We start from the raw sequence: 25,164 nt of genomic DNA, 5'->3' as shown, positions 1-25,164 counted from the left end.
TTCTTGATCATGGCGATTCCGCTGCGAGTCATTCAGTGTGAGATGCTGTTGGCGCCGGGGACGGGCGCAATATCCAGGTACTGCCAGATGCCCTCCGTATAAGGATGGGGCTTGAACCCCTGAATCCTTGGTCCCGAAAGCCAGCTGCGAATCCGATTGACGGAAATGGCCCAGACCGTGTCGGCCTCGGCCTGGCGATTCATTTCAAGGTAGAGTCGATTTTTCTCGGCACCGGCCGGCAAGGACTTGGCCTGATCGTACAGGGCATCGAATACCGGCGAGTTATAACAAGCGGTGTTGTCTCGCCCTATATTGCCGCCGTACAGTCCGGATAGAAATTCATCGGCATCCGGATAGCTGGCGATGCTTCCCACGCCCCACATCATCAACTCGCAAGATTTGGCGGCCTTCAGATTATCGGCGAATGCCGAAGCGATGAACTCGATGCGAATGCCGATCTTGTCCAGACCGCGCTTCCATATTTCTGAAAAGGCGCGTGAACGGCTACCAGTTTCCGTCCGCATTTTCAGTAGCAAGGGACTGCCGTCGGGCATGCGCCGGTATCCGTCAAAGCCGCGCGAGTAGCCAAAGCGATCCAGCAGACTATTGGCCAGCGCCGGATCGTAGGAAATGCTGCTGCGATAGCCGGGATCGAAGCCAGCCACCTCAGGCGAAATCAACATTTCGGCACGGCGCGCCTGGCCTTGCCGGACCGAGCGCAACTCCTCGTCGACGTCATAAGACATGACGATGGCGCGCCGCAGCGCGATCTTGTCCAGACTGCCGCCACCGATCACGGGATCGCGATAATTCAACAAGGTGTACACCAGATCGGGAACCGTCTGCCGCGCCAGGCGGATACCCTGCTGCTGCAACTCCGGCTTGAGTTGCTCGCCATCGAGGGCGGACGGCGCATAGCTCTCAGGCAACAGCATCAAGTCCTGAGTGCCACGCTTGAACGACAGCCAGAGCGCCGGTGCCTCTTCTATGACGGAGATTTCAACACGCTGAATCTGCGGCATGATTTTGCCGCGCATTTCTGCAATCAATTGCTGGTCGGACGCGCTCAAATTGGCCCTATCCGCAGGCTTGACGCCGTCGCCTCCCGGCCAGACAAAGCCGCGAAATTCAGGATTTTTGATTAGTACAATTTTGCTGCGTGGCACATAGCTTGCAAGTTGGTAGGGGCCGGTTCCCACCGGATGCCGCGCGTAGTCGTCGCCGTATTTTTGCACCGCTTCGCGCGCCTGCGCACCGAAAGGCGCTGTCGCCAGCATGAAAGGGAAATTCGAATCCGGCGCCTTCAGTCTGATGCGCAAGGTATAGCGATCCGGCGTCTGCAAGCCGGCGATGGGTGCATCGTAATCAACGCTGCCAGTTGACCTCGCGCGTTCAGCCCAGGCATCCAGCCCCTCGATTTTTCCTTCGATGGAACCTGCCGCTGCAGAGCGGTTGCGCGGATCCATGATACGGCGGATGACGTAGGCATAGTCGTAGGAAGTCAGTTCGCGCGGCGCGCCTTTGAACACCGGATCAGGCGTAAAGCGGATGCCGCGCTGCAGATGAAAGACATAGGTCTTGCCACCATCCTCAAGCGTCGGCATCGCCTCTGTGGTTCTGGGCACCAGCCTGACGGGGCGCGCCAGATAATCGTAGCTCAGCAGCGTTTCATGCAGCACGGCGGAGATCGTGGAGGAATAGAAATTATTGGTGCGAACGGCGTCGAAGCCGTCGTCGCTTGCGACCTGCGCCAGGCGCAAGACTTTTTCTGTGTGCGGAACAATGGGCTCAACAGCAAAAATGCCTGGCGCCACGAGCAGAAGCAGCATCGCAGAGAAAACCGGCAAGGCATTTCTTCTCATTTTTCGTGATCTCCATGGCAGCGGGAAAGCGCAACCTTAACGCAGGTAGAGAACAAAAAACAACCCGCAAAATTATTCGAAAAATTATCTAAATTGTTTTTTTGGATTATGCATTTTTTGTTTTATATCCCTCCCTACAAAATGGGAAATTCCACCGGTTTCGACCGTGCGGCATTGACCTGAAATAGCGCTATCCCGGTAAATGAAAAGCTTGGCATCCATTCATTTCATCCCCCAAAGGCGCATATGAATTTCACTCCCAGACATTTTCTTAGCTTCGCGATGCTGAGCATTCCATCGCTAGTCCTGGCGCAATCATTGGTCACCTTTTATGGCCAGACCGATGCATCGATAAGATATGCAAGCAACGATGACGGCAGTAATAAGTCCGTCGTAAAACTCGGTGGCAGCGGTATCTTTTCAAACAAGTTCGGCTTTAAAGGAGAGGAAGATCTGGGCCGGCAAATCAAAGCAGTTTTCCAGCTTGAGGGCGGATTCGGCATTGATACTGGGAAGCTCGGCGCGCAAAGCCCTGGCAGCAATCAGACCAATATCTTCGGCCGCCAATCTTATACTGGCCTGAGCGGCGACTTCGGCGCGCTGACCATGGGGCGTCAATACAATGCACTCAGTGTTTTCTACGATTTCCAGCCGGTCGGTGATCATTTCTTCGTGGGCGGGGATCACTTTTTCAGCGGATATCGCCTGAACAATAGCCTGATCTATAAAAAAACGCAGGGTTCTTTTTCATACCAGCTCGACTACGGCTTCGGTGAACAAGCCGGCAGTCTGGCGCGCAAGTCAACCTGGGGCGGCAACCTCGCCTATAAAAATGGCCATTTCCACACAGCGATCGCCTATCTGCAAAATCGCTCGGTGGACGGCTCAACCATAGGCCGCTACGCAAATATCGGTGCTTCGCTTGTACTGACGCCGTCGCTGAGCCTTTCCGGAGGCTATGCCCGCAATCAGGAAAGCGGCGGCGCTCGACGACATCGGGAGATCGCCTTCGCCTCGCTGGCCTATATGCTGACGCCGGTCTGGGGCGTGTTTGGCAGCTACTATCATTATCGACAATCGAGCTGCAACGGCAACTGTAATCAGGTGCCCGGCTCACCAAACAATGTATCGGGCGGCATCGACACCACCATGGCCGGATACGCCGTGTCCCCCGACAAAGGCAAAGCCCATGTCATCACGCTGATCACCACTTACGACTTGTCAAAACGCACCAAACTGTATGCGGAGACCGACTGGCTGCTGGCTCGCGATGGCGCCGCACGCGACCATTACTACAGCGTCACTGCTGCCGATGCACCGCAGACGAGATCCATGCGGCAAACCAATTTCATGGTCGGGATGAAGCACGCTTTCTGATACAGCAGGTGCGCAAGGGCGGACTGATGTGAATGACTTGAGTGAGGCGCCAAGAGGTTTCAGGTGAATGCCTGGAAGATCTTTCCGCCTTAGCGTTCCTCTTCGGTAAATGCCGATACTGCCGTCGCATCCAGAAAATAGTGACACAGCCTGACAAGCTTGCCTGCTCTTGTCTTTCCCATCAATAGCGGCACCAATTCATCGTACTTTTCGAGGAGCAAAGGGTCGGCATCTACATCAATCATCTCGATTTCACATGGCCGCTCTTGCAGCAAGAGATGAAGCGCATCCCGCATGTCGTCGCAGAGATGACAATAAGCGCGCGAATAGATGATGAAATGAATGGGAGAAGGCAGGCGAGGCATATGGATTCAGTCCGAGTGGCGAGACAAAGTCAGTTTGAATTCGGAGTCGATCAGGCTTTTATCTCAACCGTAAAAAAACCGCATGTCAATGACATGCGGCTTTCTTCGATGAAGGCAAACTGGATTCAAGCGAATTCAAGCGTGCCCGTAGTTCACCGTATTAATTGCTATTGCCAGCGCTCGGGCGCAAGGGCACGAACTGCGAAGAATCGCCTCGACGCACCAGCACTGCTGCGCGCTTCTTGGAATCCAGCTTGGCCACCAGCTGGTTGAATTGCTTGGCATCCTTCACGTCGACTTCATTGATGCGCTGAATCACATCACCGGCACGAATACCCGCTCCGGCGGCAGCACCGGAAGCAGCCTCGACCAGCACGCCGTTATCGGCTTTCAGATCCTTTTTCTGGGCATCGCTCAAATCGCTGACGATCAGCCCCAATGCATTCGGCGCAACTTCAGGCATGGCCTTTTGATCGTCCTGCTGCTTCGCGGTCTTGTCTGCTTCCAGCTCGGTCACAACCAGACTCACATCGCGTGCACTACCCTTGCGCCAGACATTGACCGTAGCCTTGGTGCCAGGTTTGGTGGCGCCCACCATGCGCGGCAGGTCGCTCGGACGATCGATCGTTGCGCCGTTGAATTTGAGGATGATGTCGCCGGCTTCCAGCCCGCCCTTTTCCGCCGGACCACCCGCCTCGACCCGCTGCACCAGTGCGCCCTGCGCCTTGGCCAGGCCAAGGGATTCGGCCACGTCCTTGGTGACTTCACCGATCTGAACGCCGATACGGCCGCGTGTGACCTTGCCGCTGGCTTTCAGTTGATCAGAAACGCGCAGTGCCTCATCGATAGGCACGGCAAACGAAATACCCATGAAACCGCCGGAGCGACTGTAAATCTGTGAGTTGATGCCGATCACTTCGCCCTTCAGATTGATCAGCGGACCACCCGAATTACCTGGATTGACGGCAACGTCAGTCTGAATCAGCGGCAGATAATCGCCGGTATCGCGCGCCTTGGCGGACACGATGCCTGCGGTCACGGTATTTTCCAGACCGAACGGCGAACCGATCGCCAGCACCCATTCGCCGGCGCGGATCTTGTCCGAGTCGCCCATGGTCAGACGCGGCAGATTGTTGCCATCAATCTTCAGCAACGCGACATCGGTGCGGGTATCGGAACCGATGATCTTGGCCTTGAATTCACGCTTGTCGGTCAGCGTCACGTACACATCGCTGGCGCCTTCGACCACATGCGCGTTGGTCAGAATGTAGCCGTCGGCCGAAATGACAAAGCCAGAACCTACGCCGCGCGGCACTTCTTCCTGCTGGCTGCTGTTGGGCTTGCCGTTATTGCGCGGCGTGTTGGGTTGCTGCGGTTGCTGCTGGCGCGGCACCGGAACACCAAAGAAGCGACGAAAGAATTCCTGCATTTCCTGATCGTCGGCACCGCCTTGCGCCTGACCGCTGCGCACGCGCTCGGTGGTGCGGATATTCACGACGCCGGGACCGGTACGGTCGACAATGTCGGCAAAATCAGGCAAGGCCGCGATGGTCGGTGAAACAACCGCCGGCGCTGCGCTCGCGGCAGAAGGAAAGCATGCCAGCACAGATGCCGACATGACCGAGGCGATGATTGCTTTCTTGAAAGGAGTCATTACGTTGGTTCTCTTCTTATTTGGATTTGAGCTCTATAGAATTCGATACCTGGCGGATTGCCGCCAGAGGCACTTCGCCGACGACTGTAATCCAGTAATCCCCTTGCCGACGTCCGACGATATTCATTGCGCCCTGCTGCACGGCGGCTTCGGTGCGATTCTGAGCTCCAGGCTCGATGAATACGGAGATGGCTGCCAGTCCATCCGAAAACACTATCTGCGACACTTCGCGCTCCGCAGACCTGTTCTGAGCATTCGAGGCGCCGGCTTCGGGCGTATCGGAAATCAAGCGTTTGACTTCCTGAATCTTCTTGAAACCGGGTGGCGGCGACACTTCCCACGTTGACAGATTCACATGCGCCATCGTCGCATTCTCGACATGCCAGCCCTTGGTATTGGCATAGCTGGGCTTGACACGGGTCTTGTCGATATTGCCGATCTGGATTTGCGTGAAAGCAATCTGTTCGACTACCTCATTCTTGGTATCGATGGTCTGTGCCCGCAACAGCAAGCCCGAGGCGTTATCGGCCCAGAACTTGTAACCGTAACGCAATTTATCTTTCGGCTCCAATACGATGGCCTGAGAATCCAGACCAGCGACGCGGCCGCTTTCCCCCATTCGCAGATTGTAATGCTCTGCCAGATCAGCAGGATTGGCCGCCAGAATCGCCGGGAAGACGTCGCGTGTTACGCGCTTTTCAATCAAGACGGTTTTGGCATCGGGGATATAGCAGGCAACATCGTCGTCGTTGCGAATGTATTCACGTGGCTTGCCATCCAGCACTTCCAACTTTTCTAGCTCGGTTTTACCCGAAAGGATGTGCGTGATGCGTGAAGTACGCATCTGATTGGCCTGCTGATAGACGAAAGTGCCGGAGTAATTGAGGCGCTGGGCCGCAGTCTGGATCTTCTTCAGCTGAGCCTGCGCCTGCTGGCTGCTGGATTGTTTACCGGCAGCGTTTGAATTTGATGCCGCATTGTCCGCCTGGGCGGACAATGCGATTGATGCAGAGAGGAAAAATACACAACTGAGAAAAACGCCTCTTGCCTGACGCATATTATTTATCTGCGTCCACTGAGAATGCGGCTGAGCGGGCATACTGGGCAGAGCTATACATCGAAGGCGAGAAACGCTGATGCGCGAACAGATAGTCGTCGATACGCGGATCGCGCTTGACTTCACCCTGCTGCGCCAAGGCGCTCAGCGTCGGCACATTCGGCGCCATGCTCATGTTCGCAGGGGTGCTGCTGGCGGCCACAGTCGTCACGGCTGCCGGCGCAGCCATGGGTGCCGAGGAAGCAATCTGGGGTGCCGCACCGGAATCGGCACTGACCACAGCTTGCTGCGGCATGGTGACGAACACGACGGCAGCGACTGCTGCAGCCACAGCCGCACCCGGCATCATGAAGCGACGAACAGTCTTATTACCGCGCTTCACATTGGCCGCCTGCACGCCATTGGCGACCGACTTTTGCGGCACCGAAACGGGCGCTTCAGCTGCAGGTGTCTGCGGCGCGACGATAGTCGGCTCGGCGTCCAGCATCGCGCTCATCTTGGCTGAAAATCCTGCGCTCATCGAGAACCCCATGTCGTCGGAACGCATGACGTCGCCGATCTGGTGGTACACATCCCAACGCTCGCGCTCTTCAGGCGAGCGCAGAGATGCGAGCGCAATAGTCATCTGTTCAGCACTGAGCTCACCATCAGCAAGCGCAGAAATCTGTTCGTTGGTTGTTACTTTGGTATCCATTAGCAGTCACCCGGCAAAAAAACTTAGTTCCATACCCGAATTTATTATTTTGTCTATTTGTACAACCTTACCAGCGCTTGTCGATCGCCGTGTCCAGCAAAGGACGCAGCTTCTCTGCAATGGCTTCACGCGCCCGGAAAATACGGCTACGAACGGTTCCTATCGGACAATTCATCGCTTCCGCGATTTCGTCGTAACTGAGCCCTTCGATTTCACGCAAGGTAATCGCCATGCGTAATTCTTCCGGCAGCGCTTCCATTGCAACATTGACGGTCTGAGCAATTTGCTTGGTCGCCAACATGGACTCTGGAGTGTTGATGTCCCTCAGATGCTCGCCATCGTCAAAAGTTTCAGCTTCTTCTGCATCTGCCTCAGTAGAAGTTGGAGCACGACGTCCAAGGGTTACCAGATAATTTTTTGCGGTGTTGATGCCGATGCGATAGAGCCAGGTATAAAACGCAGAATCGCCGCGAAACTGAGGTAAGGCGCGATAGGCCTTGATGAATGCCTCTTGCACCACATCCTCGGCTTCCGCCTGGTCGCGCACCAGCCGCGATACCAGTCGCATCAGTTTTCGTTGATATTTAACAACCAACAGCTCGAACGCCTTCTTGTCGCCACGTTGGACACGTTCAACAAGCTGCTGATCAATTTCGCGTTCTGTCGTCAAACCAGGGTTCCTTGTTCTTTTATCGCCTTGTTGTTTTATCGTATTTGCAGAAACAAGATGATTGTATTTTTGCAATTTTCAAGTTCTGCACAGTCGCTTATTTTTCCATCAACTGGGCTTTCGCAACATTGTGACTGATCAGCCAGCGGCAGGCCACGGTCAGTGCGCGAAAAGTGTCGTCAGGAACGCAGTCCGGAAGGATGGGGATTGTGCGTGTCTTGCCGTTTTCCAGCTTGAGCCGCAAAAACAGCATGCCGGGCCAGATGGTGGTACCTGAAAGCAATTGAGCAAGTCCTGCCTTCATGACCTGCGGTTTGGCGCGTGTATTCCCATGCAGCAAATGCTCAACCACACGAATCTGGCCGGTGCCGGAGATGTGCAGCCAGATGGTCTTCCGGCTGCGCAGCAAACTAAACAGAGCGAGTGCCGCCGCCAGAATACAGACGACCGCAATGGTGACCCGCAGTGAAAGAGAGGGATGACCTGGCATCAGCAGACCGAGACCGATGCCGATCAATGCCACGCCTGCGCAAGCGCTGGCCATGACAATGAAAATCAGACGAGAGGGCTTGATATCCGCGGATACTGCTATCGACATAAGATGAAGAATAAAAGCAAAACCCGGCTTTCGGTGAAAGCCGGGCACAGCACTTTAAATCTTGCCGATGACCAGAGTACCGTTCGTACCACCAAAACCGAACGAGTTCTTGACGGCAATGTCGATTTTCATGTCACGCGCCTGATTCGCACAATAATCGAGATCGCATTCCGGATCCTGATTAAAGATATTGATGGTCGGCGGAGAAACCTGATTATACAAAGCCAGCACGGTAAATACCGTTTCCAGACCACCCGCGCCGCCCAGCAAGTGGCCGGTCATGGACTTGGTCGAGTTGACTACCATCTTGTAAGCATGGTCGCCGAACGCGGCCTTGATTGCGTCGGTTTCATTCTTGTCGCCCAGAGGCGTCGAGGTACCGTGCGCATTCAGGTACTGCACTTCATCAGGATTGACGCCTGCATCACGCAACGCCGAGCTGACGCAACGGCGCGGGCCATCCAGATTCGGCGCAGTAATGTGGTACGCGTCGCCGCTCATGCCGAAGCCGAGCAACTCTGCATAAATACGGGCGCCGCGTGCCTTGGCGTGTTCGTACTCTTCCAGCACCATGACACCTGCACCTTCGCCGAGCACAAAACCGTCACGATCCTTGTCCCACGGACGCGATGCCGTCGCCGGATCATCGTTGCGGGTCGACAGCGCACGCGCCGAAGCGAAACCGCCTATGCCCAGAGGGGAAACGCTGGATTCCGCACCGCCGGCCACCATGACATCCGCATCGCCGTACATGATCATGCGACCGGCAGCACCGATGCAATGCAAACCGGTGGTGCAGGCGGTGACGATCGCCAGGTTCGGTCCTTTCAGACCGTACTTGATCGACAGGTTGCCCGAGATCATGTTGATGATCGAAGCAGGAATGAAGAAAGGACTGATGCGGCGTGGGCCGCGATTGGTCAGCTCGGCATGCGTGTCTTCGATCAGCGGCAAGCCGCCGATACCGGAACCGATCATGACGCCGATGCGCTCGGCGTTTTCCTCAGTGACAACCAGACCGCTGTCTACAAAAGCCTGCATGCCCGCAGCCATGCCATAGTGGATGAAAGTATCCATATGGCGCGCTTCTTTGGCGGGAATGTAGTCCTCAATATTGAAGCCCTTCACTTCACCCGCAAAATGCGTGGTGAAAGGAGTGGCGTCAAACTTGGTGATGGTGGCAATGCCGGACTTACCTTCTTTGACGGCACCCCAGGCGTCGGCAATCGTGTTGCCTACAGGTGAGATGCATCCCAGACCGGTAATAACTACACGACGTTCACGTGTGCGGCTCAAGCAATTCTCCCAGAATCTCTAAAACCGGCTCAGGCCTTGACTTGCGATTTCGCGTAGTCGATTGCCTGTTGCACAGTAGTAATCTTTTCAGCTTGTTCGTCAGGGATTTCCATTTCGAACTCGTCTTCCAGTGCCATCACCAGTTCAACGGTGTCCAGCGAGTCGGCACCCAGATCGTCCACGAACGAGGACTCGTTCTTGATGTCTGCTTCAGCGACGCCCAGTTGTTCGGCGACGATCTTTTTAACGCGTTGTTCGATATCGGACATATTGTTCCTCCAGTGGATAGGTTACAAAAGTGCGCGCATTTTATCAGGTTTGCGCGCAGAGAATTTACTTTTAACTACTGCTGGCAAGAATCGGCAAGTCGCAGTTAAAAGTAAGTAAATGCTTTGCTCAGCTCATGTACATGCCGCCGTTGACATGCAATGTCGTGCCGGTGATGTAGCCTGCCTGAGTCGACGCCAGGAATGACACGGCAGCAGCGATGTCTTCAGCCGCCCCCAGACGTCCCAGCGGGATCTGCTGCAACAGCGATGCGGTCTGTTGCTCGCTCAGTGCCTTGGTCATGTCGGTATCGATGAATCCCGGTGCAATGCAGTTGACGGTAATGTTGCGGCTGCCGATTTCACGCGCCAGCGCACGGCTCATGCCGGCCACGCCGGCCTTGGCGGCAGCGTAATTCATCTGCCCCGGATTGCCGGCGGCACCGACCACCGAAGTGATGTTGATGATACGCCCGTATTTGGCCTTCATCATGCCGCGCAAGACACCGCGCGAGAGACGCCCGACCGCGGTCAGATTAGTGGAAATGACACTGTCCCACTCCTCTTCCTTCATGCGCATCGCCAGTTGATCCTGCGTGATGCCGGCATTGTTGACCAGAATCGACAACCCGCCGAACTCCTTTTGCACCAGATCAATCACGGCGCCGCAGGCGGCCGCATCGTTGACGTTGAGCACCACGCCCTTGCCGGCGTCCGGCTGCAAGGCTTGCAGATATTCTGTGATGGCGGCAGCGCCGGCTTCCGAGGTTGCCGTGCCGACCACCTTGGCGCCCTGCTTGATCAGTTCCTGCGCAATCGCACGACCGATGCCGCGCGATGCGCCCGTCACCAGCGCGACTTGTCCTTGCAAATTTTGTACGCTCACTTCAATAACTCCAATACTTTATCCAGAGAGGCCTGATCAACAATTGCTTCGCCGATCAATTCACCATTGATACGCTTGAGCAGACCGGTCAGCACCTTGCCCGGGCCGCACTCGATCACATGCGTCACGCCGTCGGCGGACATTTTCTGCACCGTCTCGACCCAGCGCACCGGGCTCGCAGCCTGGCGCACCAGCGCATCCTTGATCACAGCCGGATCGCTGACGATTGCGACATCAACGTTATTGATCACCGGGAACAGCGGCGCGGCGAATGCGACCTCGGCCAGATAAGCTTGCAAACGATCCGATGCCGGCTTCAGCAGCGACGAGTGAAATGGCGCCGACACCGGCAAAGGCAAGGCGCGCTTGGCGCCCTTGGCCTTGGCGATTTCGCAGGCGCGCTCGACAGCGCTCTTATGGCCGGCGATCACGACTTGTGCCGGCGCGTTGTAATTGACCGCTTCAACCACTTCCGCCTGCGCCGCTTCAGCACAGGCCGCACGTACTTCGTCGTCGCTCAGGCCGAGAATCGCCGCCATCCCGCCCTGCCCGACCGGCACGGCTTCCTGCATGGCTTGCGCACGAAAACGCACCAGCGGCACGGCATCCTTGAAAGCAATCACACCGGCAGCGACCAGCGCCGAATACTCACCGAGGCTATGGCCCGCAGCCAGCGCCGGCGCCTTGCCGCCGGCAGCCAGCCATGCACGATAGAACGCGACGGCGGCGGTCAGCATGACCGGCTGGGTATTGGTGGTCAGATCGAGGTCGCTCTTCGGGCCTTCGGCGATCAGCTTGCCGAGATCGAATTGCAAGGCATCGGAAGCTTCCGCCACGGTTTGGCGCACAGCCTCGTTTTCGGCAAAGCCATTCAACATTCCGATAGCCTGCGAGCCCTGGCCAGGAAAAACAAAAGCAAATTTTGTCATGCGTGGATTCAAGTTAATAGTTTGACAAATCGTGCACACCAGCCGGACAACTCATGCGACCGACAACGGTGCACAAAAGCCGGTACGGCAGCATCGCAGCACAGTGAAGCCTACGCGCAGCGGCGCAGGCGAGACCGCTTACATTCTGGCCAGAACCGCCCCCCAGGTAAAGCCGCCGCCCACACCTTCCATCATGACGGTGTGACCCGGCTTGACGCGGCCGTCGCGCACAGCGAGATCCAGCGCCAGCGGAATCGAGGCGGCTGAAGTATTACCATGTTCACCCACCGTCACCACCATTTTTTCCAGCGGCAGACCGAGCTTCTTGGCTGTGCCCTGCATGATGCGGATGTTGGCCTGATGCGGAATCAGCCAGTCGATTTCAGCGGCATCCAGATTGGCCGCGACCAGCGCCTCACGCGCTACCTTGTCGAGTACCGAGACCGCCAGCTTGAACACCGCCGGACCATCCATGTACAGATAGGCATTGCCACTAATGGCGCCGTTGTCCACACTGCCCGGCACACACAGAATGTGGCCGTGGCTGCCGTCAGCATGCAGCTTGGTCGCCAGCACGCCAGGCTCTTCGGATGCCGCCATCACCACCGCGCCGGCGCCGTCGCCGAACAGTACGCAGGTGGTGCGGTCTTCAAAATTCAGGATGCGGGAAAATACTTCAGTACCGATCACCAGCACCTTCTTGTGCGCACCCGATTTGATGAAGCTGTCCGCCACCGACATCGCATACACGAAGCCGCTGCAGACAGCCTGCACGTCCATCGCCGGCGCACCGTTGGTGATGCCCAGCTTGCGCTGCACGACACAGGCAGTGCTGGGAAAACCACCCAGATGATCCGGCGTAGAAGTCGCCAGAATGATCAGATCGATATCACTCGCCTGCAGGCCCGCCATCTCCAGTGCACCTTTGGAGGCTTCCACCGCCAGGTCGCTAGACAACTGTCCGGGCGCGGCGTAATGGCGCGCGGAGATACCGCTGCGCGTCACGATCCATTCGTCCGAAGTCTCGATTCCTTTTTTTGCCAACTGCTGCGCCAGCTCATCATTGGTGACGCGGTTGGACGGCAGATAACTGCCGGTTCCGACAATTTTGCTGTAAATGCTCATACCGTTTTCTGTTCTATTGTTTCGGTGGATGCAAGCGCACTTGCATTGCCTACAACTACGGCTGCGACGTCCTCGGCCGCCGCATCGGCGACACGCGGTGTTTCCGCCTGCGGCATCAGCTCCGCGATCGTCGCGCCAATGCGCGAGAGTACATCATATTTTGCAGCATCGTAGGCGCGGCGAATCGCCCACTCGAACGCATAAACGTCCGCTCCGCCATGACTCTTGAACACCAGGCCGCGCAAACCGAGCAGGCTGGCGCCGTTGTAACGGGAGGGATTGAGGCGGCGCGACAGCGCCTTGAGCGCACCGTAAGCAATCAGTGCGCCGAGCTTGTTGAAGAAGCCCTTCTTGAATTCCGTGGTCAGCACGATCTTGACGAAACGCCCCAGACCTTCCGAGGCCTTGAGCGTGACATTGCCGACGAAGCCATCACACACCACCAGATCGGTAGTGCCTTCGAAAATGTCATTGCCTTCGACGTTGCCGTAGAAGTTGAGTGTGCCCTTCTGATGATCGGCGCGCAGCAACAAGGCCGTCTGCTTGACCAGCTCGTTGCCCTTGATATCTTCTTCGCCGATATTGAGCAAACCCACCGTCGGGCGCGGCTTGCCTTCCATGACCGCCACCAGCGCCGAGCCCATCAGTGCAAATTGATGTAAATGCTGAGGCTCGCAATCGACATTGGCGCCCAGATCCAGCATGTAGGTGGGACCGTCTTTCTGATTCGGGAGGATGGTGCAGATGGCTGGACGATCGACGCCCGGCAGCGTCTTGAGGATGTAGCGCGAAACTGCCATCAGCGCGCCGGTGTTGCCGGCAGAGACCGAGGCCTGCGCCAGCCCTTCCTTGACCAGTGTGACGGCCACGCGCATCGAAGAATCCTTCTTGCGACGCAGCGCCACTTCGATCGGGTCTTCCATGGTGATGATCTCGCTTGCATTCTTGATCTGCACCCGAGGATCATCCGCCAGCTTGTACTTTTTCAACAGCGGCAACAACACTTGCTCCTGGCCGACCAGTATCAGTTCAGCGTCGGCTTCGCGACGGAGAAAAGAGGCGGCTGCAGGAATCGTGACTGACGGGCCGTGATCGCCACCCATGCAGTCGATTGAAATTTTAATGGTCATTGATTTTGATTCAGAGCCTTGCCAACCCGCATTATGGGGCAGATTTGGCGTGATTCAAAATGACGCGCCAAGCCGCGTAAACATAAAAAAGCGGCGCAAAATGAACCTCCTGAAACAGAAGCTCATTGCGCCGCTTTTCTCCAAAAACAGCAAGATCGATGTCTCGATGTCTGCGCGAGTATTACTCGTCGTTTTTGGTCTTCAGCACTTTGCGGCCACGGTAGAAACCGTTCGGGCTGATGTGGTGACGCAGGTGAGTCTCACCAGTCGTTGGCTCAACAGCCAGCGGAGGTGCAGTCAGAAAGTCGTGTGCACGATGCATACCGCGCTTCGACGGGGTCTTTTTGTTTTGCTGAACAGCCATGATTACTACTCCTAAACCTTAAGATCCAAAATTTTAACACACCCGGCCGGCCTTGCTAGCCCGTCCGGAATGCCATCCGACGCAAATCGGACATCCCTTAATACTATTGCTTCAACTGCTTGAGCGCTGCAAACGGTGAAACCCGCTGCGCACCTTTTGCCTCGACCGCCACTCCGGCATCGGGACAAGTCTCGTGCTTGGCCGCCACAGGCAGCGCCAGCAAAGTCTCATCTTCGATCAGAGCACGCGCATCAAAAGCACTTGAGCCAACGACTACATCAATCTCGTCGTTATCCAACTGCTGCTCGATGGCATCGGCCTCGGCATCATCTTTTGCCAGTACCAGCAGCGACTCCGAAGCAATTTCGAAAGGCAATGCCGTCAAGCAACGCTGACAGATCAGATTAACTGCTCCCGACACTGCCAGACTCAGTTGAGGATGTCCCAGCTTGCCGATATCGCCGGACAGAGTCCACTTTATCGTGCCAGAACGATCAACCGTCTCTTGCGCCAGACGACCTAATTCAGCGACCGGAATCTCGCCCTCAGCCCGCTCCTTGAGACGGCTGAAATCGAACGCGTCAATGACAAATGCATTCATATTCAAAAGGAGAATCCGGAAAACCTGCGATAATACCAGAAAATTTCCTTACCAGTCAAAGCCTTAGCCTGTTTTTTGACGCAAAGCCACGGCTGGCGGGCAAATTTGCAACTGATCGCCGATGAAAACGGCTTGCCTGAAACAGATTCGCGATGCGACGTTGCCACAACTGCAGCAATAGAAGCCCTCCCGGAAGCCCGCGATTCTCACCTCTGCAATCGCACGGCGTATCGCCACAACACTCCTGAAGACCAAAAACAGATGGACCAATTTTCCGACCTGCCGCGTTTGATTCTGGGGTCCAGCTCCAGCTATCGCAAAGAACTGCTGTCACGCCTCGGCCTGCCCTTCGAGGTCATCGTGCCTGACATTGATGAAACTCCACTTGCCGGAGAAACACCCGACGCCACCGCGATGCGCCTGGCCAAAGAGAAAGCACGCGCCGTAGCGCAAAAAGCGGAAGGTGCGCTGGTGATCGGCTCGGATCAGGTGGCGACACTTGATGGCGAACAAATAGGCAAACCCGGCAATCACGAAAATGCCTTGAAGCAACTGCAAAAAATGCGCGGCCGTGAAGTGATCTTCCACACCGCCCTGTGCCTGTGGGATGGACGTCGATCTGATCCCTATGAGGCCGCGCAACTGAGAAACGTGCAGACCATCGTCACTTTCCGCGACCTGCCGGACACCGAACTTGATGCCTATCTGCGCATCGAGCAGCCTTACGATTGCGCCGGCAGCGCGAAGAATGAAGGTCTGGGCATCGCGATTCTGAAGGACATCCGCAATGACGATCCGACCGCATTGACCGGCTTGCCGCTGATTGCGCTGACCGACATGCTGCGGCATGCGGGCGTGCGCTTTTTCGGGCTCAAATAAATCAAGCAGGCCTCGATCCAAAAAGAAAAGGCCGCAGCAGCGACCTCAACTTGCATCCGGCAAATGATTGAAACTCAATAGTTGCGACGCGGATAACCTTCGGCGGTAATGCGCGTCCACACCACCTCTTTTTCTTCCGAGGTCATGAAAACCCAATGTGCGACTTCCGACACGGTACGACCGCAGCCGCGGCAAACGTCGTCAAAAGTGGTTGAGCAGACAGCAACGCAAGGCGTGTCAGGACGTTCGAGAGGCTTGCCGGATGATTGAGACATGAGATATATGAAGCGGTGAAGCCGATCTGCTGCGGCCGATCAGCCCAGAAACGGGAGCGCAAATTTCGCGCAGAGCCGCATCTTACCAAGAACCGCGCGGCTTATCCGGAACAGCCCTATGCCGGCGAGGGATTAAGACCCGACTCGAAACAGGAAACGCGAAAAAAAGAACAAAAAAAAAGCCCGCGACCTGAAGGTGCGGGCTTGAATCCAATTTCTTAAGGAGGAGATTGGAGGAGACAGGTGCAACTATATCGATGGCCTCCGGACGCGTCTGCTTTATTATTCCAATAGCTGATATTCACAAACGCGATAACTCATCCTCCCCCCGACCCTGGCTGACTCCGGCCCTTCCTCACAGCGCGAGACAGGCACCTCAGGCAAACAGGCTTCCGATATCGACGCCAACCATAATCCGCGTCGCATCCAGCGAAGAAGTCACCGGCTTGGGCGGCGTGACGTCCTTGCGCTGGCAGGCAGCTGTGGCGAATATAGTGAGAAGCAGAAAAATAACTGGCATCGCTCGCATGCGGATCTCCTCATTCGGATGGATCGCATCGACACCGGCACGCGACCGCAATGCGATTGAGATTGAACGCCACCCGCATACAAGTCATGCACATAGGGGCGACATAGTCTGATTGAGATATCAAGAATCGATGCTGGCTGCGACAAAGTCAAGGAAACCACCATTCAGCCCTGAACAGACCGGGTTACAGCAGCATGACCAGGGCCGGCAAGCGATTTCAACTCAGGAGGCAGCCACAAACTGCGGCGGCTTGACGGCCGTATTCACCGCAGCATCAGCACCTTCGGCCCCGAGCGCCAGATTCTTCTCATACAGCGCGGCAATCATGTCCGACTGCGTCACCATCCCCACCAGGCGACGCTCCTCGTCGAGGATCGGCACCTGATGCAAGCCGTCGGCCATCAGAGGCACCAGGCTGGTCACGGGCGCATCCGCTGTGGCGGTCACCACCGGCCTGCTCATGATCTGCCCGACCACTTCGGGCTTCTCTGAATGCATCAGCGGCACGCGCCGCAGGAAGCCGAGGATCAGCTTGTTCAATTGCCGGTATTCGCTCAGCCCGGCTTGCTTCAGAAAATCATTGCGCGTGACGATGCCGATCACATGCCGGCCGCGATCCAGTACCGGAAGGGCCCGCAATTTGTGTCGCTGCAGCAGCTCCCAGGCCTCGTCCAGGCCGGTCGCGAATTCCACACTCACGATGTCGCGCGACATCACCGCATCGCAGCGCGTTTCCCCAAAACGCCGGCGATAGGCACGCATCTCGGTCTGCATGAACAACTCCTCCAGATCGTCGCGGCTGATGTCCAGCACCTGGTTGTAGCTCTTCAGCACCGCATCCAGATCCTCCTGCGCAAAGCCCAGCCGGGTGATCGGGGCGGCATCTTTTGTCTGGTGCGCCTGCCGCTGATCGAACTGCGGCGCCTGCTGGGAATGCGGATAGCGGCGGCCCGAAGCATTGTTGAAAAACAAGGCGGTCAGCAACAACAGACACGAATTCAGCGCCACCGGCGACAGCACGAACATGAAGCCCATGTCATGCACCGCCGGCCCGCCCAGCACCGCCGTCAAAGCGACCGCGCCGCTGGGCGGATGCAAACAGCGCAGCACGAACATGGCGCCGATCGCCAGGGCAATCGCCAGCGCCGCCGCCACTGCCGGCTCATGAACCAGGCGCGCGCAGGCGACACCGATCAAGGCCGCGCTCAGATTGCCGCCGATGATGGACCAGGGCTGCGCCAGCGGGCTGGCAGGCACCGCAAACAACAGTACGGCGGAGGCGCCCATCGGTGCGATCAGCCAGATGCCGGCGCCGCGCGGCAGGATCGCGTAGCTGATCAGACCCGTCAGCAAAATACCGAACAGCGCACCGGCGCAAGCGCGCATGCGCTCGAAGCGGTCGACCGTGTTTTTTGCGGGGATGAAACTTTTCAAGCATGACAGGATAAAATCGCCCATGTTTTTATCAATTATCGAATTGGCAGGGACATCCGGGATGCGGATACACCCTCAATTACATCACAAGATGATATATTTTGCCGCAATCGCGGCCGACGTCGTCGCGGCCAGCAGCGTTTCAGCCTGCCCTGCTTCATTCTGATCACCATATGCGCCGGATTTTTGCCGCCGCAGCAGATGCCTGCCTGCCATGAAAGACATACCCACTTCCCTGCTGCAAAAAAAGGATTTTGAAGCGCTGTCGGAATTCAGATATCAGTTGCGCCGCTTTTTGCGCTTCAGCGAAGACGCTGCGCAAAGCGAGGGACTGACGCCGCTGCAATATCTGCTGATGCTGCATATCAAGGGTTTTCCCGGGCGCGAATGGGCCAGCATCAGCGAACTGGCTGAACGCCTGCAGGCGCAGCATCACGGCGTGGTGGCGCTGGTCACACGTTGCGTCAAGGCCGGCCTGGTGACGCGCACGCCGGACGACAAGGATAAACGCCAGGTGCAGGTGCGCGTGACCGAGCTGGGCGAGCAATATCTGCAGCGTCTGGCGGAAATGCATCGCAACGAATTGCATTCGCTGGCGGGCGTGTTCCAGGTCTCGCATATCTCGGCCTTCAACGACCGCGACTGAGATCTCCTTGGCGGCACACTTTTTCCTGCGAACCGATTGCCTCCGATGAAAAGAAAAACCACGTCCGACTCTGCCCCCGCATCGCCTGTCGCAACGCGCAAGACTGCTCAGTCGGCCGTCACCAAGGAAGACGTGGCGCGCGCCGCCGGCGTATCGCACATCACCGTCTCGCGCGTGATCAACACGCCGGACAAGGTAGCGCCCGAGACCCGCGCCAAGGTGCAAAGCTTTATCGCCAGCATGGGTTACATCCCCAATCTGCTGGCCGGCGGGCTGGCCTCGAAGCGCACCCGCATCATCGCGGCGATCGTGCCGACCATCAGCCATTCTATCTTTGCCGAAACCGTACGCGGTCTGTCGGAGCAACTGAGCGCACAGGGCTACCAGTTGCTGCTGGGGCAAAGCAATTATTCCGAAGACGCCGAAACCGCACTGGTAGAAGCCTTCATCGGCCGCCGCGTCGATGGGCTCGTGCTGACCGGCGTGCAACATACTGAGCGTACCCGTCAACGGCTCAAGACCGCGAATATTCCGGTGGTCGAAACCTGGGATCTGACGCCCGAGCCTATCGACATGCTGGCCGGTTTTTCCAATCACGGCGCCGGGCGCGCCATGGGCGACTATCTGCAGCAACGCGGCTATCGCAGGATGGCCTTCGTCGGCGGTGAAGATCCGCGCGGACAGTCGCGCTTCTCCGGCATGCGCGATGCGCTGTTGGCGCACGCTCTGGAAGCGCCGCTGTATCTCACGGTGCCCTTCGGCTCTTTCCTCAGCGCCGGCCGTGAAGCGATCACTATGATTCTCGAACAGCATGCCGAGGTCGATGCCGTCTTCTTCAGCAATGACGTGATTGCGGCCGGCGCCGTGCTGGAATGCCAGCGCCGCCATATTCAGGTCCCACAGCGCATCGCGCTGGCCGGCTTCGCCAATCTGGATATCGCGCCCGAAGTCCACCCGGCGCTGACCACGGTGCAGATCAGCAGCCTGCAGATCGGCCAGACGGCCGCGCAGATGCTGCTGGCGCGCCTGGCCGGCGAAGGCGTGGACGATCCGGTATGCGATCTCGGCTTTTCAGTGGTGCCCCGTGCCAGCGCATAAAAAAACCGGAAATGCACAGGAATACCCGCGCATTTCCAGCAAGGTCAAAACTGGTCCGCCACGCTGCTTGCATTTTGCCGAGTCCCAGACCAAGTAACCAGGCAGCAAGGCCTGCGCATATCGATTGGAGCCTGCTTCACTCATCTTCCGCATAGACAATCCCGCGCGTCTCCGGCGCCATCAGCAGCGCAATCAAGGCCACACCGCCCATGAACATCAGATAGCCCACAATCGGGTAATAACTGCCGCCGTAAATCGCCAGCAAACCGGTTGCGATCACCGGCGCCATACCGCCGGTAATCACCGACGATAATTCACGCGCGGTACAGATGCCGGTCATGCGTGTGCTGGGCGGGAACAGCTCGGCAAAGAACGCCGCCTGCACCGCGAACATCGGATACAGCCCGAAGACAATCATGAACACAAAGGCACCGATGATCATCGGCGTTTCGCGCGTCTCCAGCATCCAGAAAAATGGGAAGGCGCCCAGGATCATGACGAGGATACCGAGGATATATACCGGTCGCCGACCGATGCGGTCGGACAACGCCCCCCAAAACGGATTGAGCAGCGCGCCGATACCGGCACCGGTCAACACCGCTATCAAACCGATACTGGCGCTCACCTTCAGCTGCGAAGTCAGATACGACAAGGCCCAGACCTGAAAGATATAGCCCGCCGTGTTTTCTGAAAACCGTGCGCCGATGGCGATCAGCATGCTGCGCTTATGATTGCGCCAAACCGCCTTGATGGGCGCCTTCTCCACCGCTTTCTTGGCCTTCATCTTCTCGAAGGTCGGTGACTCATGCACATACAGGCGGATATACATGCCGACCGCCAGGCCGATGCTGCTCAGCAGGAAGGGAATGCGCCAGCCGTAGCTCATGAAATCGGCCTCGGGCAACTGCCGCACCAGCGCGAAGGCGCCGGCCGACAAGACCACCCCGAGCGCCACACCGACACCCGGCCAGCTGGCGTAATAGCCGCGCTTTTCGGGCGGTGCATATTCGGCCGACATGGTCACTGCCCCGCCGAATTCGGCGCCGGCCGCGAAGCCCTGCACCAGCCGCAGCAAGGTCAGCAGTATCGGCGCCCAGATGCCGATGCTGGCGTAGGTCGGCAGGACGCCGATCAGGGTGGTGCTCAGCCCCATCATCAGCAGCGTCACCACCAGCACATTCTTGCGGCCGACGCGATCGCCGATGTGGCCGAACACAAAGCCGCCCAGCGGTCGCACCACAAAGCCCAGAGCATACGAACCGAAAGCAGCCAGCGTGCCTATCATCGGATCGAGCTTGGTGAAGAACAGCACATTGAAGACGATGGCCGCCGCCGTGCCGTAGAGGAAGAAGTCATACCATTCGAGCGCCGTGCCGACTACCGAAGATCGCAAGGCCATGCGCCGGCGCCTGACTTCCTCGCTGGTGACTTCCAGCTCTTGCCCACGGTCGATGCCATGGGAATGATTGACCGTGCGACGGTCTGCGATTGTATTCATGTGCTTGTCTCCTGTTGGGTGACGCGTCTCTGCTATGCGGTTCAAGGCATAGGCCGGATGTTTTTCTCCGGCGTGGACGTCGTCTTGCCTGCATATCGGATGTGGAAAGTGCTACTCCTCCCTGGGTATTACCGGCTTGCCTTGTTGTTGAATACTGCCTGCTTGTTTCTTATGTTTTTGTATCTGATGCTTTAATGACGACCTTTGTCTCAGGCGCGTAAACGCTGCGGCTCGGGTGCAGAGGCTAGCGCCGGCGAGGAACACTGCTGCCACAAATCGCGCACCAGTTTCATCATCAGTTGCGCCTCGCTCCAGCGGTCGGACAATTCATAACCATCGGCGCCGGTCATGGCGTATTCGGGCGGTCCGAGTTCACACAGAAACGTCAGCACGGCGTCGCTGCCGGCGCGCCGCTGCCAGCTCCTGAAGCCGTATTCCCACCAGCCCATGAACAGCCTGAGCCATTCCTGATGCTGCGGAAACGTCAGTTGCACCTGAATCTGTTCGCGGCTGGCGACACGCCCGTGAAAACCCCAGGCCTGATCGATCACCCTGTGCATCAGCGCATGATTTTCTTCCGAGATTGGCCAGGCGAATTCACGCCCGACCACGTAATGCGAGAGGTCGGCCGTCAGTCGCAGGTCGGGAAACCGATCCAGCAGATGCAGCGTGAAAAGGAGATCGGTGGTCATGCGGTCGCGATGCGTTTCAATATGCAGCGCGATGCCGGCATCGTCGGCCAGGCGCCGCCAGCCTTCGATATAAGGAATGCATTCATCGAGCGTGTAGGGCCGCACATCGGCCTGCAGATTGACGTGATCGGCGCCCAGTTCCTGCACGTGCTCGATGATGGGCTTGAGATCGTCGACGCTGCGCGGATAGCATTGCGCCTGCCAGCTCATGCCGTGCTCGCGCAGAAACGAGGTCACGGTTCTGGCGTAGTCGTAGTCGAAGAAGCGCACGCCGGCGCCGTCGAAGCCGGCCTCGCGGATCATGCTCAGCTTCTGATCCAGCGTCCACTCCTGCCCGTCCGGCCGGCGCCGCTCCATGGCCCAGAGCGACTGATACACGCGAAAACTTTGCATGGGTTCCGCCTTTGCAAGGGTATCGTTTGAAAGCGGCGAGCCATTACGAAGCGCTCGCCGGCTTGCTGCCTGCGCGCCGGATCAGGTGCTGGCGGCCTGCTGCGGCACCTCGACCTGATCGAAGAAGCGCTTGCCGCTGGAAGCCTGATTCTCGTAGATCGACCCCTGATTCAAGGCCGGCGGCAAAGGCATGCGTACCGGTACGTCGCGAAAGCGCGGCGTGATGGTCGGCGCACCGCGCAGCAGGCGCTGGTTGAATTCATCAAAATCGGCCACGCCCATCAGCGGGAAGGCATCCGCCGCGCACACCTCATACAGCAGGAAATTGCGCGACATCGTCGAGCGGTTCTGCGCCGAGCCATGCACTGCGCGCACATGGTGAAAAGACACAGAACCTGCCTTGCCGACAATCGGCACGGCCTGATCCAGATTCAGCCCAGGCATTTGCGGATCGAGAGCGCCGCAGAAACGGCCATCGGCGTGGTGGTCGTAAGTCGGCCCCTGATGCGAACCGGGCACCACCAGCATCGCGCCATTTTCCAGCGAGGTGTCGTCCAGCATCACGCCCACGGCCAGAATGTCGTCATTGGTATGCGGGTAAAAGGCCCAGTCCTGATGCCACTCCACCGGCGAACCAAAGCGCGGCGACTTGAGATTGAGCTTGGACGATTGCAGCCGCAGACCGGGGCCGAGCAGGTCGGACAACACATCCAGCACCGGCTGCGAGCGGATGAAATCCTCGAATACCGGGCCATGCTTGTGCGGCTGCTTGATACGGCGCACGCGAGGATCGGCGGCGCTGTGGCCGCGCTCCAGATCGAACAGCTGATTATGATCGCTGATCTGGCGCGACTGCTCCACCCATTGCGCCAGCGCGTCCTTCATCTTTTGCCGCATGATGTCGTTCAGCAGATCCGGCACCACCAGCCAGCCCTGCTCCTGATATTGCGTCTTCTGTTGTTGCGTCAGCATCTCTATTCCTCCTTGAATGATTCAAGCGGTTCGGGCTTCGAGGCTTAAACACTTGCCCCCTGCCTGCGGCATCTGCTTCCTGGATCGCATGCAAATTCAATGTTCGCGCGAACATAGTAGAGCCGAAAAAAAATGCCGTCAACTGCATTTTCAAACATCCGCGCCTCGCAAAGCCTTGCCGGTACTGACATCAACAAAAATAAATGTCTGCTGCTGTGCGGCATAAACCGTTACTCCGGCTCATTTTCCGACACCGTCGCACCCCGGCCTCAACATCACTCAACCGCCATCTCTACCCGGTTGCGCCCTTGATCCTTGGCCGTGTATAAGGCCTCATCGGCCAGTTTGATCAATTGCTCCAGCGCCTGCTGCCCGACCGATGCTGCAACGCCGAAGCTGGCGGTGACGCGTAACTCCTGGCCGCCATCGACGACGAAAGATTTCTGCTCCAGCGCTTCACGCAATTTCTGGGCGACGGCCATGCCATTCTGCAGATCCGACTCCGGCAACAGCACGATGAACTCCTCACCGCCATAGCGCGCCAGCACATCCACCTTACGCAGCAACTGCTGCACCGTCTGCGCCACGCCGCGCAAGATCTCGTCGCCGGCCAGATGACCATATTCATCGTTGATGCGCTTGAACCAGTCGATATCGAACATCACAATTGCCAGATCGCGCTGGTAACGCTGCGCCACCGCCATCTGTTGCTGTGCGTGAGTATAGAAGGCGCGGCGGTTCCAGACGCCGGTCAGAAAATCGGTATTGGACGAGGCCTGCAGCTGGGTAATCAGCTCTTCGCGCTCGCGCGCCAGGCTGTTGCGCTCCATAATCCGCGCCCGCAAGACCTGCAAGGCACGCATCATGCCACCCACTTCGTCGGCGTGGCGGCTGCGCGGGATGTTCGCATCCAGATTGCCTTCAGCCAGGCTGACCACCAGATTCTTGGCGTCAACCAGCGGCCGCACCACGCGCTTGCGGATCAGATGCATCAGCAACATGAAGAAAAAGCGGACGGCGCGTCACGATAGGCGCGGTATACAGCGAACCCAGCTGGCCCGCATATTCGCGCAGGCTTGCCGCCACGCGCACGCTGGAAAGCCCGTCGCGCAGCTCAGGGTCGGCCTGATTGGCGATTTCGGCCAGGTCGGCCAGCACCCTCACCATTAATGGAATCGCATCGACCATGCCGTCGACGGCGGAAATGATATACGCGGAATCGCGCTGCCCCCGATCCTGGCCCGCGATCCTGTCGATGGCCAGGCGCGCCGGCCCCAGGGTGCGCTGCAGGATCATGACTTTTTCGATCACGGCCGGATGGCGTGGATCCGGGTCCGCCTGCAAGGCCTTGATCAACTGATTGATGGCCTGATCGCTATCGTGGCGGGTGCGCTGCAATTCATCGCGCCAGACCTGATTGACGGCTGTTTCAACACCCATATAGGCATTCGCCGGGCCGCGCTCGTTGGCGACTTTTTCCAGCGTGATCAGCGCCAGCCGGAAATTGCTCAGAGCCTGCACGCTGTGCGCTCCACGCTGATAGGCGCCCCATTCGATCGCAACCAGCGAAGCGGCGAGCGTCATGAACAGCAGCAGCAAAGCGATCGATATCAGCCGGAACAGGCGATTCAGTGACATGGGCAATCCCGGCGCCGCAATGGCGACCGAATCAGTTGAGTGCAATTACGTTGAAAACAGCGAAGTGCCGGATCCGGCTTAGCGTCTGCCCGGCAATGACAGAATACTGCCGATGCCGGAAGTTATTTTCATGAACAGCGTGGCATTCCCGCGCCTTACAGATACTTAAGGCCAAGCACTGCTGCCAGCGCCCGCCTCGGCAGCGCGAAGGCATTGAGCGCTACTCCCGACATCCT

The 25,164-nt window shown here is 57.8% G+C and carries 28 protein-coding genes; 5 read left to right on the top strand and 23 right to left on the bottom strand.

Going from position 1 to position 25,164, the window contains the following annotated elements; translation table 11 throughout:
• Positions 1–32: 32 nt before the first annotated feature.
• Complete coding sequence (locus PQR62_RS04750; protein ID WP_408155734.1) at positions 33–1,604, bottom strand: ABC transporter substrate-binding protein; 1,572 nt, start codon at positions 1,602–1,604, stop codon at positions 33–35.
• Between PQR62_RS04750 and PQR62_RS04745 the strand changes: the two genes are divergently transcribed.
• Together PQR62_RS04745 and PQR62_RS04740 are read left to right on the top strand one after the other, a co-directional pair.
• Positions 1,563–1,871 (top strand): hypothetical protein, encoded by a 309-nt coding sequence (locus tag PQR62_RS04745; protein WP_408155754.1) that lies wholly within the window; start codon positions 1,563–1,565, stop codon positions 1,869–1,871. The two genes, PQR62_RS04750 and PQR62_RS04745, sit on opposite strands and share 42 nt — an antisense overlap.
• A gap of 237 nt (positions 1,872–2,108) precedes the next feature.
• On the top strand, positions 2,109–3,239 hold the full coding sequence (locus PQR62_RS04740) for a porin (RefSeq protein WP_408155320.1): 1,131 nt from the start codon (positions 2,109–2,111) through the stop codon (positions 3,237–3,239).
• An 89-nt stretch (positions 3,240–3,328) separates the two neighbouring features.
• On the opposite strand, the gene PQR62_RS04735 is transcribed toward PQR62_RS04740, so the two are convergent.
• The 14 genes from PQR62_RS04735 to PQR62_RS04670 form a co-directional block, all read right to left on the bottom strand.
• Positions 3,329–3,604 carry a glutaredoxin family protein gene (locus PQR62_RS04735; RefSeq protein ID WP_408155318.1) on the bottom strand — a complete coding sequence of 92 codons (276 nt, stop codon included), beginning with the start codon at positions 3,602–3,604 and terminating at the stop codon, positions 3,329–3,331.
• A 160-nt stretch (positions 3,605–3,764) separates the two neighbouring features.
• Positions 3,765–5,258, bottom strand: coding sequence for a DegQ family serine endoprotease (locus tag PQR62_RS04730; protein WP_408155316.1), 1,494 nt, complete (start codon positions 5,256–5,258; stop codon positions 3,765–3,767).
• 16 nt (positions 5,259–5,274) lie between these two features.
• Entirely contained in the window at positions 5,275–6,315 is a 1,041-nt protein-coding gene (locus PQR62_RS04725) for a MucB/RseB C-terminal domain-containing protein (RefSeq protein ID WP_408155732.1), read from the bottom strand.
• A gap of 1 nt (position 6,316) precedes the next feature.
• Positions 6,317–7,009, bottom strand: a complete 693-nt coding sequence (locus PQR62_RS04720) for a sigma-E factor negative regulatory protein (protein WP_408155314.1) — start codon at positions 7,007–7,009, stop codon at positions 6,317–6,319.
• Positions 7,010–7,076: 67 nt separating this feature from the next.
• Positions 7,077–7,679: an RNA polymerase sigma factor RpoE gene (gene rpoE / locus PQR62_RS04715; RefSeq protein ID WP_408155730.1), complete on the bottom strand. Its 603-nt coding sequence runs from the start codon at positions 7,677–7,679 to the stop codon at positions 7,077–7,079.
• Positions 7,680–7,776: 97 nt separating this feature from the next.
• Positions 7,777–8,325, bottom strand: a complete 549-nt coding sequence (locus PQR62_RS04710; protein ID WP_408155312.1) for a protein YgfX — start codon at positions 8,323–8,325, stop codon at positions 7,777–7,779.
• Between the two features lie 6 nt (positions 8,326–8,331).
• Complete coding sequence (fabF, locus tag PQR62_RS04705; RefSeq protein ID WP_408155310.1) at positions 8,332–9,573, bottom strand: beta-ketoacyl-ACP synthase II; 1,242 nt, start codon at positions 9,571–9,573, stop codon at positions 8,332–8,334.
• 29 nt (positions 9,574–9,602) lie between these two features.
• Positions 9,603–9,842 (bottom strand): acyl carrier protein, encoded by a 240-nt coding sequence (acpP, locus tag PQR62_RS04700; RefSeq protein ID WP_006463505.1) that lies wholly within the window; start codon positions 9,840–9,842, stop codon positions 9,603–9,605.
• A 127-nt stretch (positions 9,843–9,969) separates the two neighbouring features.
• Entirely contained in the window at positions 9,970–10,725 is a 756-nt protein-coding gene (gene fabG / locus PQR62_RS04695; RefSeq protein ID WP_408155308.1) for a 3-oxoacyl-ACP reductase FabG, read from the bottom strand.
• Complete coding sequence (gene fabD, locus PQR62_RS04690) at positions 10,722–11,654, bottom strand: ACP S-malonyltransferase (RefSeq protein WP_408155306.1); 933 nt, start codon at positions 11,652–11,654, stop codon at positions 10,722–10,724. The genes fabG and fabD overlap by 4 nt, the downstream gene beginning before the upstream one ends.
• 138 nt (positions 11,655–11,792) lie before the next feature.
• Positions 11,793–12,779, bottom strand: a complete 987-nt coding sequence (locus PQR62_RS04685) for a beta-ketoacyl-ACP synthase III (protein WP_408155304.1) — start codon at positions 12,777–12,779, stop codon at positions 11,793–11,795.
• Positions 12,776–13,909, bottom strand: coding sequence for a phosphate acyltransferase PlsX (gene plsX / locus PQR62_RS04680; protein WP_408155302.1), 1,134 nt, complete (start codon positions 13,907–13,909; stop codon positions 12,776–12,778). The genes PQR62_RS04685 and plsX overlap by 4 nt, the downstream gene beginning before the upstream one ends.
• Before the next feature lie 181 nt (positions 13,910–14,090).
• Complete coding sequence (gene rpmF / locus PQR62_RS04675) at positions 14,091–14,273, bottom strand: 50S ribosomal protein L32 (RefSeq protein ID WP_006463510.1); 183 nt, start codon at positions 14,271–14,273, stop codon at positions 14,091–14,093.
• 103 nt (positions 14,274–14,376) lie between these two features.
• Positions 14,377–14,874, bottom strand: coding sequence for a YceD family protein (locus PQR62_RS04670; RefSeq protein ID WP_408155298.1), 498 nt, complete (start codon positions 14,872–14,874; stop codon positions 14,377–14,379).
• A 261-nt stretch (positions 14,875–15,135) separates the two neighbouring features.
• Here PQR62_RS04670 and PQR62_RS04665 point away from each other — a divergent pair, with 261 nt between their 5' ends.
• Positions 15,136–15,753: a Maf-like protein gene (locus PQR62_RS04665; protein WP_408155296.1), complete on the top strand. Its 618-nt coding sequence runs from the start codon at positions 15,136–15,138 to the stop codon at positions 15,751–15,753.
• Between the two features lie 74 nt (positions 15,754–15,827).
• Here PQR62_RS04665 and PQR62_RS04660 read toward each other — a convergent pair whose 3' ends face one another.
• The 3 genes from PQR62_RS04660 to PQR62_RS04650 form a co-directional block, all read right to left on the bottom strand.
• The gene (locus tag PQR62_RS04660; RefSeq protein ID WP_408155295.1) at positions 15,828–16,028 is read right to left on the bottom strand and encodes a DUF1289 domain-containing protein; all 201 of its coding nucleotides are present in this window, start codon (positions 16,026–16,028) and stop codon (positions 15,828–15,830) included.
• A gap of 376 nt (positions 16,029–16,404) precedes the next feature.
• Positions 16,405–16,557: a hypothetical protein gene (locus tag PQR62_RS04655; protein WP_408155293.1), complete on the bottom strand. Its 153-nt coding sequence runs from the start codon at positions 16,555–16,557 to the stop codon at positions 16,405–16,407.
• A 222-nt stretch (positions 16,558–16,779) separates the two neighbouring features.
• Entirely contained in the window at positions 16,780–18,015 is a 1,236-nt protein-coding gene (locus PQR62_RS04650; RefSeq protein WP_408155291.1) for an HPP family protein, read from the bottom strand.
• A 190-nt stretch (positions 18,016–18,205) separates the two neighbouring features.
• Here PQR62_RS04650 and PQR62_RS04645 point away from each other — a divergent pair, with 190 nt between their 5' ends.
• Positions 18,206–18,637: a MarR family winged helix-turn-helix transcriptional regulator gene (locus PQR62_RS04645; RefSeq protein WP_408155289.1), complete on the top strand. Its 432-nt coding sequence runs from the start codon at positions 18,206–18,208 to the stop codon at positions 18,635–18,637.
• Positions 18,638–18,682: 45 nt separating this feature from the next.
• Positions 18,683–19,735, top strand: a complete 1,053-nt coding sequence (locus PQR62_RS04640; protein ID WP_408155287.1) for a LacI family DNA-binding transcriptional regulator — start codon at positions 18,683–18,685, stop codon at positions 19,733–19,735.
• Between the two features lie 136 nt (positions 19,736–19,871).
• Here PQR62_RS04640 and PQR62_RS04635 read toward each other — a convergent pair whose 3' ends face one another.
• The 5 genes from PQR62_RS04635 to PQR62_RS04615 form a co-directional block, all read right to left on the bottom strand.
• Positions 19,872–21,233 (bottom strand): MFS transporter, encoded by a 1,362-nt coding sequence (locus PQR62_RS04635; protein ID WP_408155285.1) that lies wholly within the window; start codon positions 21,231–21,233, stop codon positions 19,872–19,874.
• Between the two features lie 209 nt (positions 21,234–21,442).
• Positions 21,443–22,318 (bottom strand): sugar phosphate isomerase/epimerase family protein, encoded by an 876-nt coding sequence (locus PQR62_RS04630; RefSeq protein WP_408155283.1) that lies wholly within the window; start codon positions 22,316–22,318, stop codon positions 21,443–21,445.
• A gap of 81 nt (positions 22,319–22,399) precedes the next feature.
• The gene (locus tag PQR62_RS04625) at positions 22,400–23,290 is read right to left on the bottom strand and encodes a phytanoyl-CoA dioxygenase family protein (RefSeq protein ID WP_408155281.1); all 891 of its coding nucleotides are present in this window, start codon (positions 23,288–23,290) and stop codon (positions 22,400–22,402) included.
• 275 nt (positions 23,291–23,565) lie between these two features.
• Positions 23,566–24,291 carry a GGDEF domain-containing protein gene (locus PQR62_RS04620; RefSeq protein ID WP_408155279.1) on the bottom strand — a complete coding sequence of 242 codons (726 nt, stop codon included), beginning with the start codon at positions 24,289–24,291 and terminating at the stop codon, positions 23,566–23,568.
• Positions 24,242–24,928: a hypothetical protein gene (locus PQR62_RS04615; protein ID WP_408155277.1), complete on the bottom strand. Its 687-nt coding sequence runs from the start codon at positions 24,926–24,928 to the stop codon at positions 24,242–24,244. The genes PQR62_RS04620 and PQR62_RS04615 overlap by 50 nt, the downstream gene beginning before the upstream one ends.
• Positions 24,929–25,164 lie beyond the last annotated feature (236 nt).

Origin of the sequence: Herbaspirillum lusitanum (assembly GCF_046025995.1) — a bacterium.
Classification (GTDB): Bacteria; Pseudomonadota; Gammaproteobacteria; order Burkholderiales; family Burkholderiaceae_D; genus Herbaspirillum; species Herbaspirillum lusitanum_A.
The sequence above is the reverse complement of the archived record's forward strand: the minus strand, read 5'-3'. Positions and strand labels throughout refer to the sequence as shown.

Coding starts and splice junctions, on each gene's coding strand:
- PQR62_RS04745 (WP_408155754.1), top strand. CDS start 1,563: ATGAAAGACATAGGTCTTGCCACCATCCTCAAGCGTCGGCATCGCCTC.
- PQR62_RS04750 (WP_408155734.1), bottom strand. CDS start 1,604: ATGCCGACGCTTGAGGATGGTGGCAAGACCTATGTCTTTCATCTGCAG.
- PQR62_RS04740 (WP_408155320.1), top strand. CDS start 2,109: ATGAATTTCACTCCCAGACATTTTCTTAGCTTCGCGATGCTGAGCATT.
- PQR62_RS04735 (WP_408155318.1), bottom strand. CDS start 3,604: ATGCCTCGCCTGCCTTCTCCCATTCATTTCATCATCTATTCGCGCGCT.
- PQR62_RS04730 (WP_408155316.1), bottom strand. CDS start 5,258: ATGACTCCTTTCAAGAAAGCAATCATCGCCTCGGTCATGTCGGCATCT.
- PQR62_RS04725 (WP_408155732.1), bottom strand. CDS start 6,315: ATGCGTCAGGCAAGAGGCGTTTTTCTCAGTTGTGTATTTTTCCTCTCT.
- PQR62_RS04720 (WP_408155314.1), bottom strand. CDS start 7,009: ATGGATACCAAAGTAACAACCAACGAACAGATTTCTGCGCTTGCTGAT.
- acpP (WP_006463505.1), bottom strand. CDS start 9,842: ATGTCCGATATCGAACAACGCGTTAAAAAGATCGTCGCCGAACAACTG.
- fabD (WP_408155306.1), bottom strand. CDS start 11,654: ATGACAAAATTTGCTTTTGTTTTTCCTGGCCAGGGCTCGCAGGCTATC.
- PQR62_RS04685 (WP_408155304.1), bottom strand. CDS start 12,779: ATGAGCATTTACAGCAAAATTGTCGGAACCGGCAGTTATCTGCCGTCC.
- plsX (WP_408155302.1), bottom strand. CDS start 13,909: ATGACCATTAAAATTTCAATCGACTGCATGGGTGGCGATCACGGCCCG.
- rpmF (WP_006463510.1), bottom strand. CDS start 14,273: ATGGCTGTTCAGCAAAACAAAAAGACCCCGTCGAAGCGCGGTATGCAT.
- PQR62_RS04670 (WP_408155298.1), bottom strand. CDS start 14,874: ATGAATGCATTTGTCATTGACGCGTTCGATTTCAGCCGTCTCAAGGAG.
- PQR62_RS04665 (WP_408155296.1), top strand. CDS start 15,136: ATGGACCAATTTTCCGACCTGCCGCGTTTGATTCTGGGGTCCAGCTCC.
- PQR62_RS04660 (WP_408155295.1), bottom strand. CDS start 16,028: ATGTCTCAATCATCCGGCAAGCCTCTCGAACGTCCTGACACGCCTTGC.
- PQR62_RS04655 (WP_408155293.1), bottom strand. CDS start 16,557: ATGCGAGCGATGCCAGTTATTTTTCTGCTTCTCACTATATTCGCCACA.
- PQR62_RS04650 (WP_408155291.1), bottom strand. CDS start 18,015: ATGGGCGATTTTATCCTGTCATGCTTGAAAAGTTTCATCCCCGCAAAA.
- PQR62_RS04645 (WP_408155289.1), top strand. CDS start 18,206: ATGAAAGACATACCCACTTCCCTGCTGCAAAAAAAGGATTTTGAAGCG.
- PQR62_RS04640 (WP_408155287.1), top strand. CDS start 18,683: ATGAAAAGAAAAACCACGTCCGACTCTGCCCCCGCATCGCCTGTCGCA.
- PQR62_RS04635 (WP_408155285.1), bottom strand. CDS start 21,233: ATGAATACAATCGCAGACCGTCGCACGGTCAATCATTCCCATGGCATC.
- PQR62_RS04630 (WP_408155283.1), bottom strand. CDS start 22,318: ATGCAAAGTTTTCGCGTGTATCAGTCGCTCTGGGCCATGGAGCGGCGC.
- PQR62_RS04625 (WP_408155281.1), bottom strand. CDS start 23,290: ATGCTGACGCAACAACAGAAGACGCAATATCAGGAGCAGGGCTGGCTG.
- PQR62_RS04620 (WP_408155279.1), bottom strand. CDS start 24,291: ATGTTGCTGATGCATCTGATCCGCAAGCGCGTGGTGCGGCCGCTGGTT.
- PQR62_RS04615 (WP_408155277.1), bottom strand. CDS start 24,928: ATGTCACTGAATCGCCTGTTCCGGCTGATATCGATCGCTTTGCTGCTG.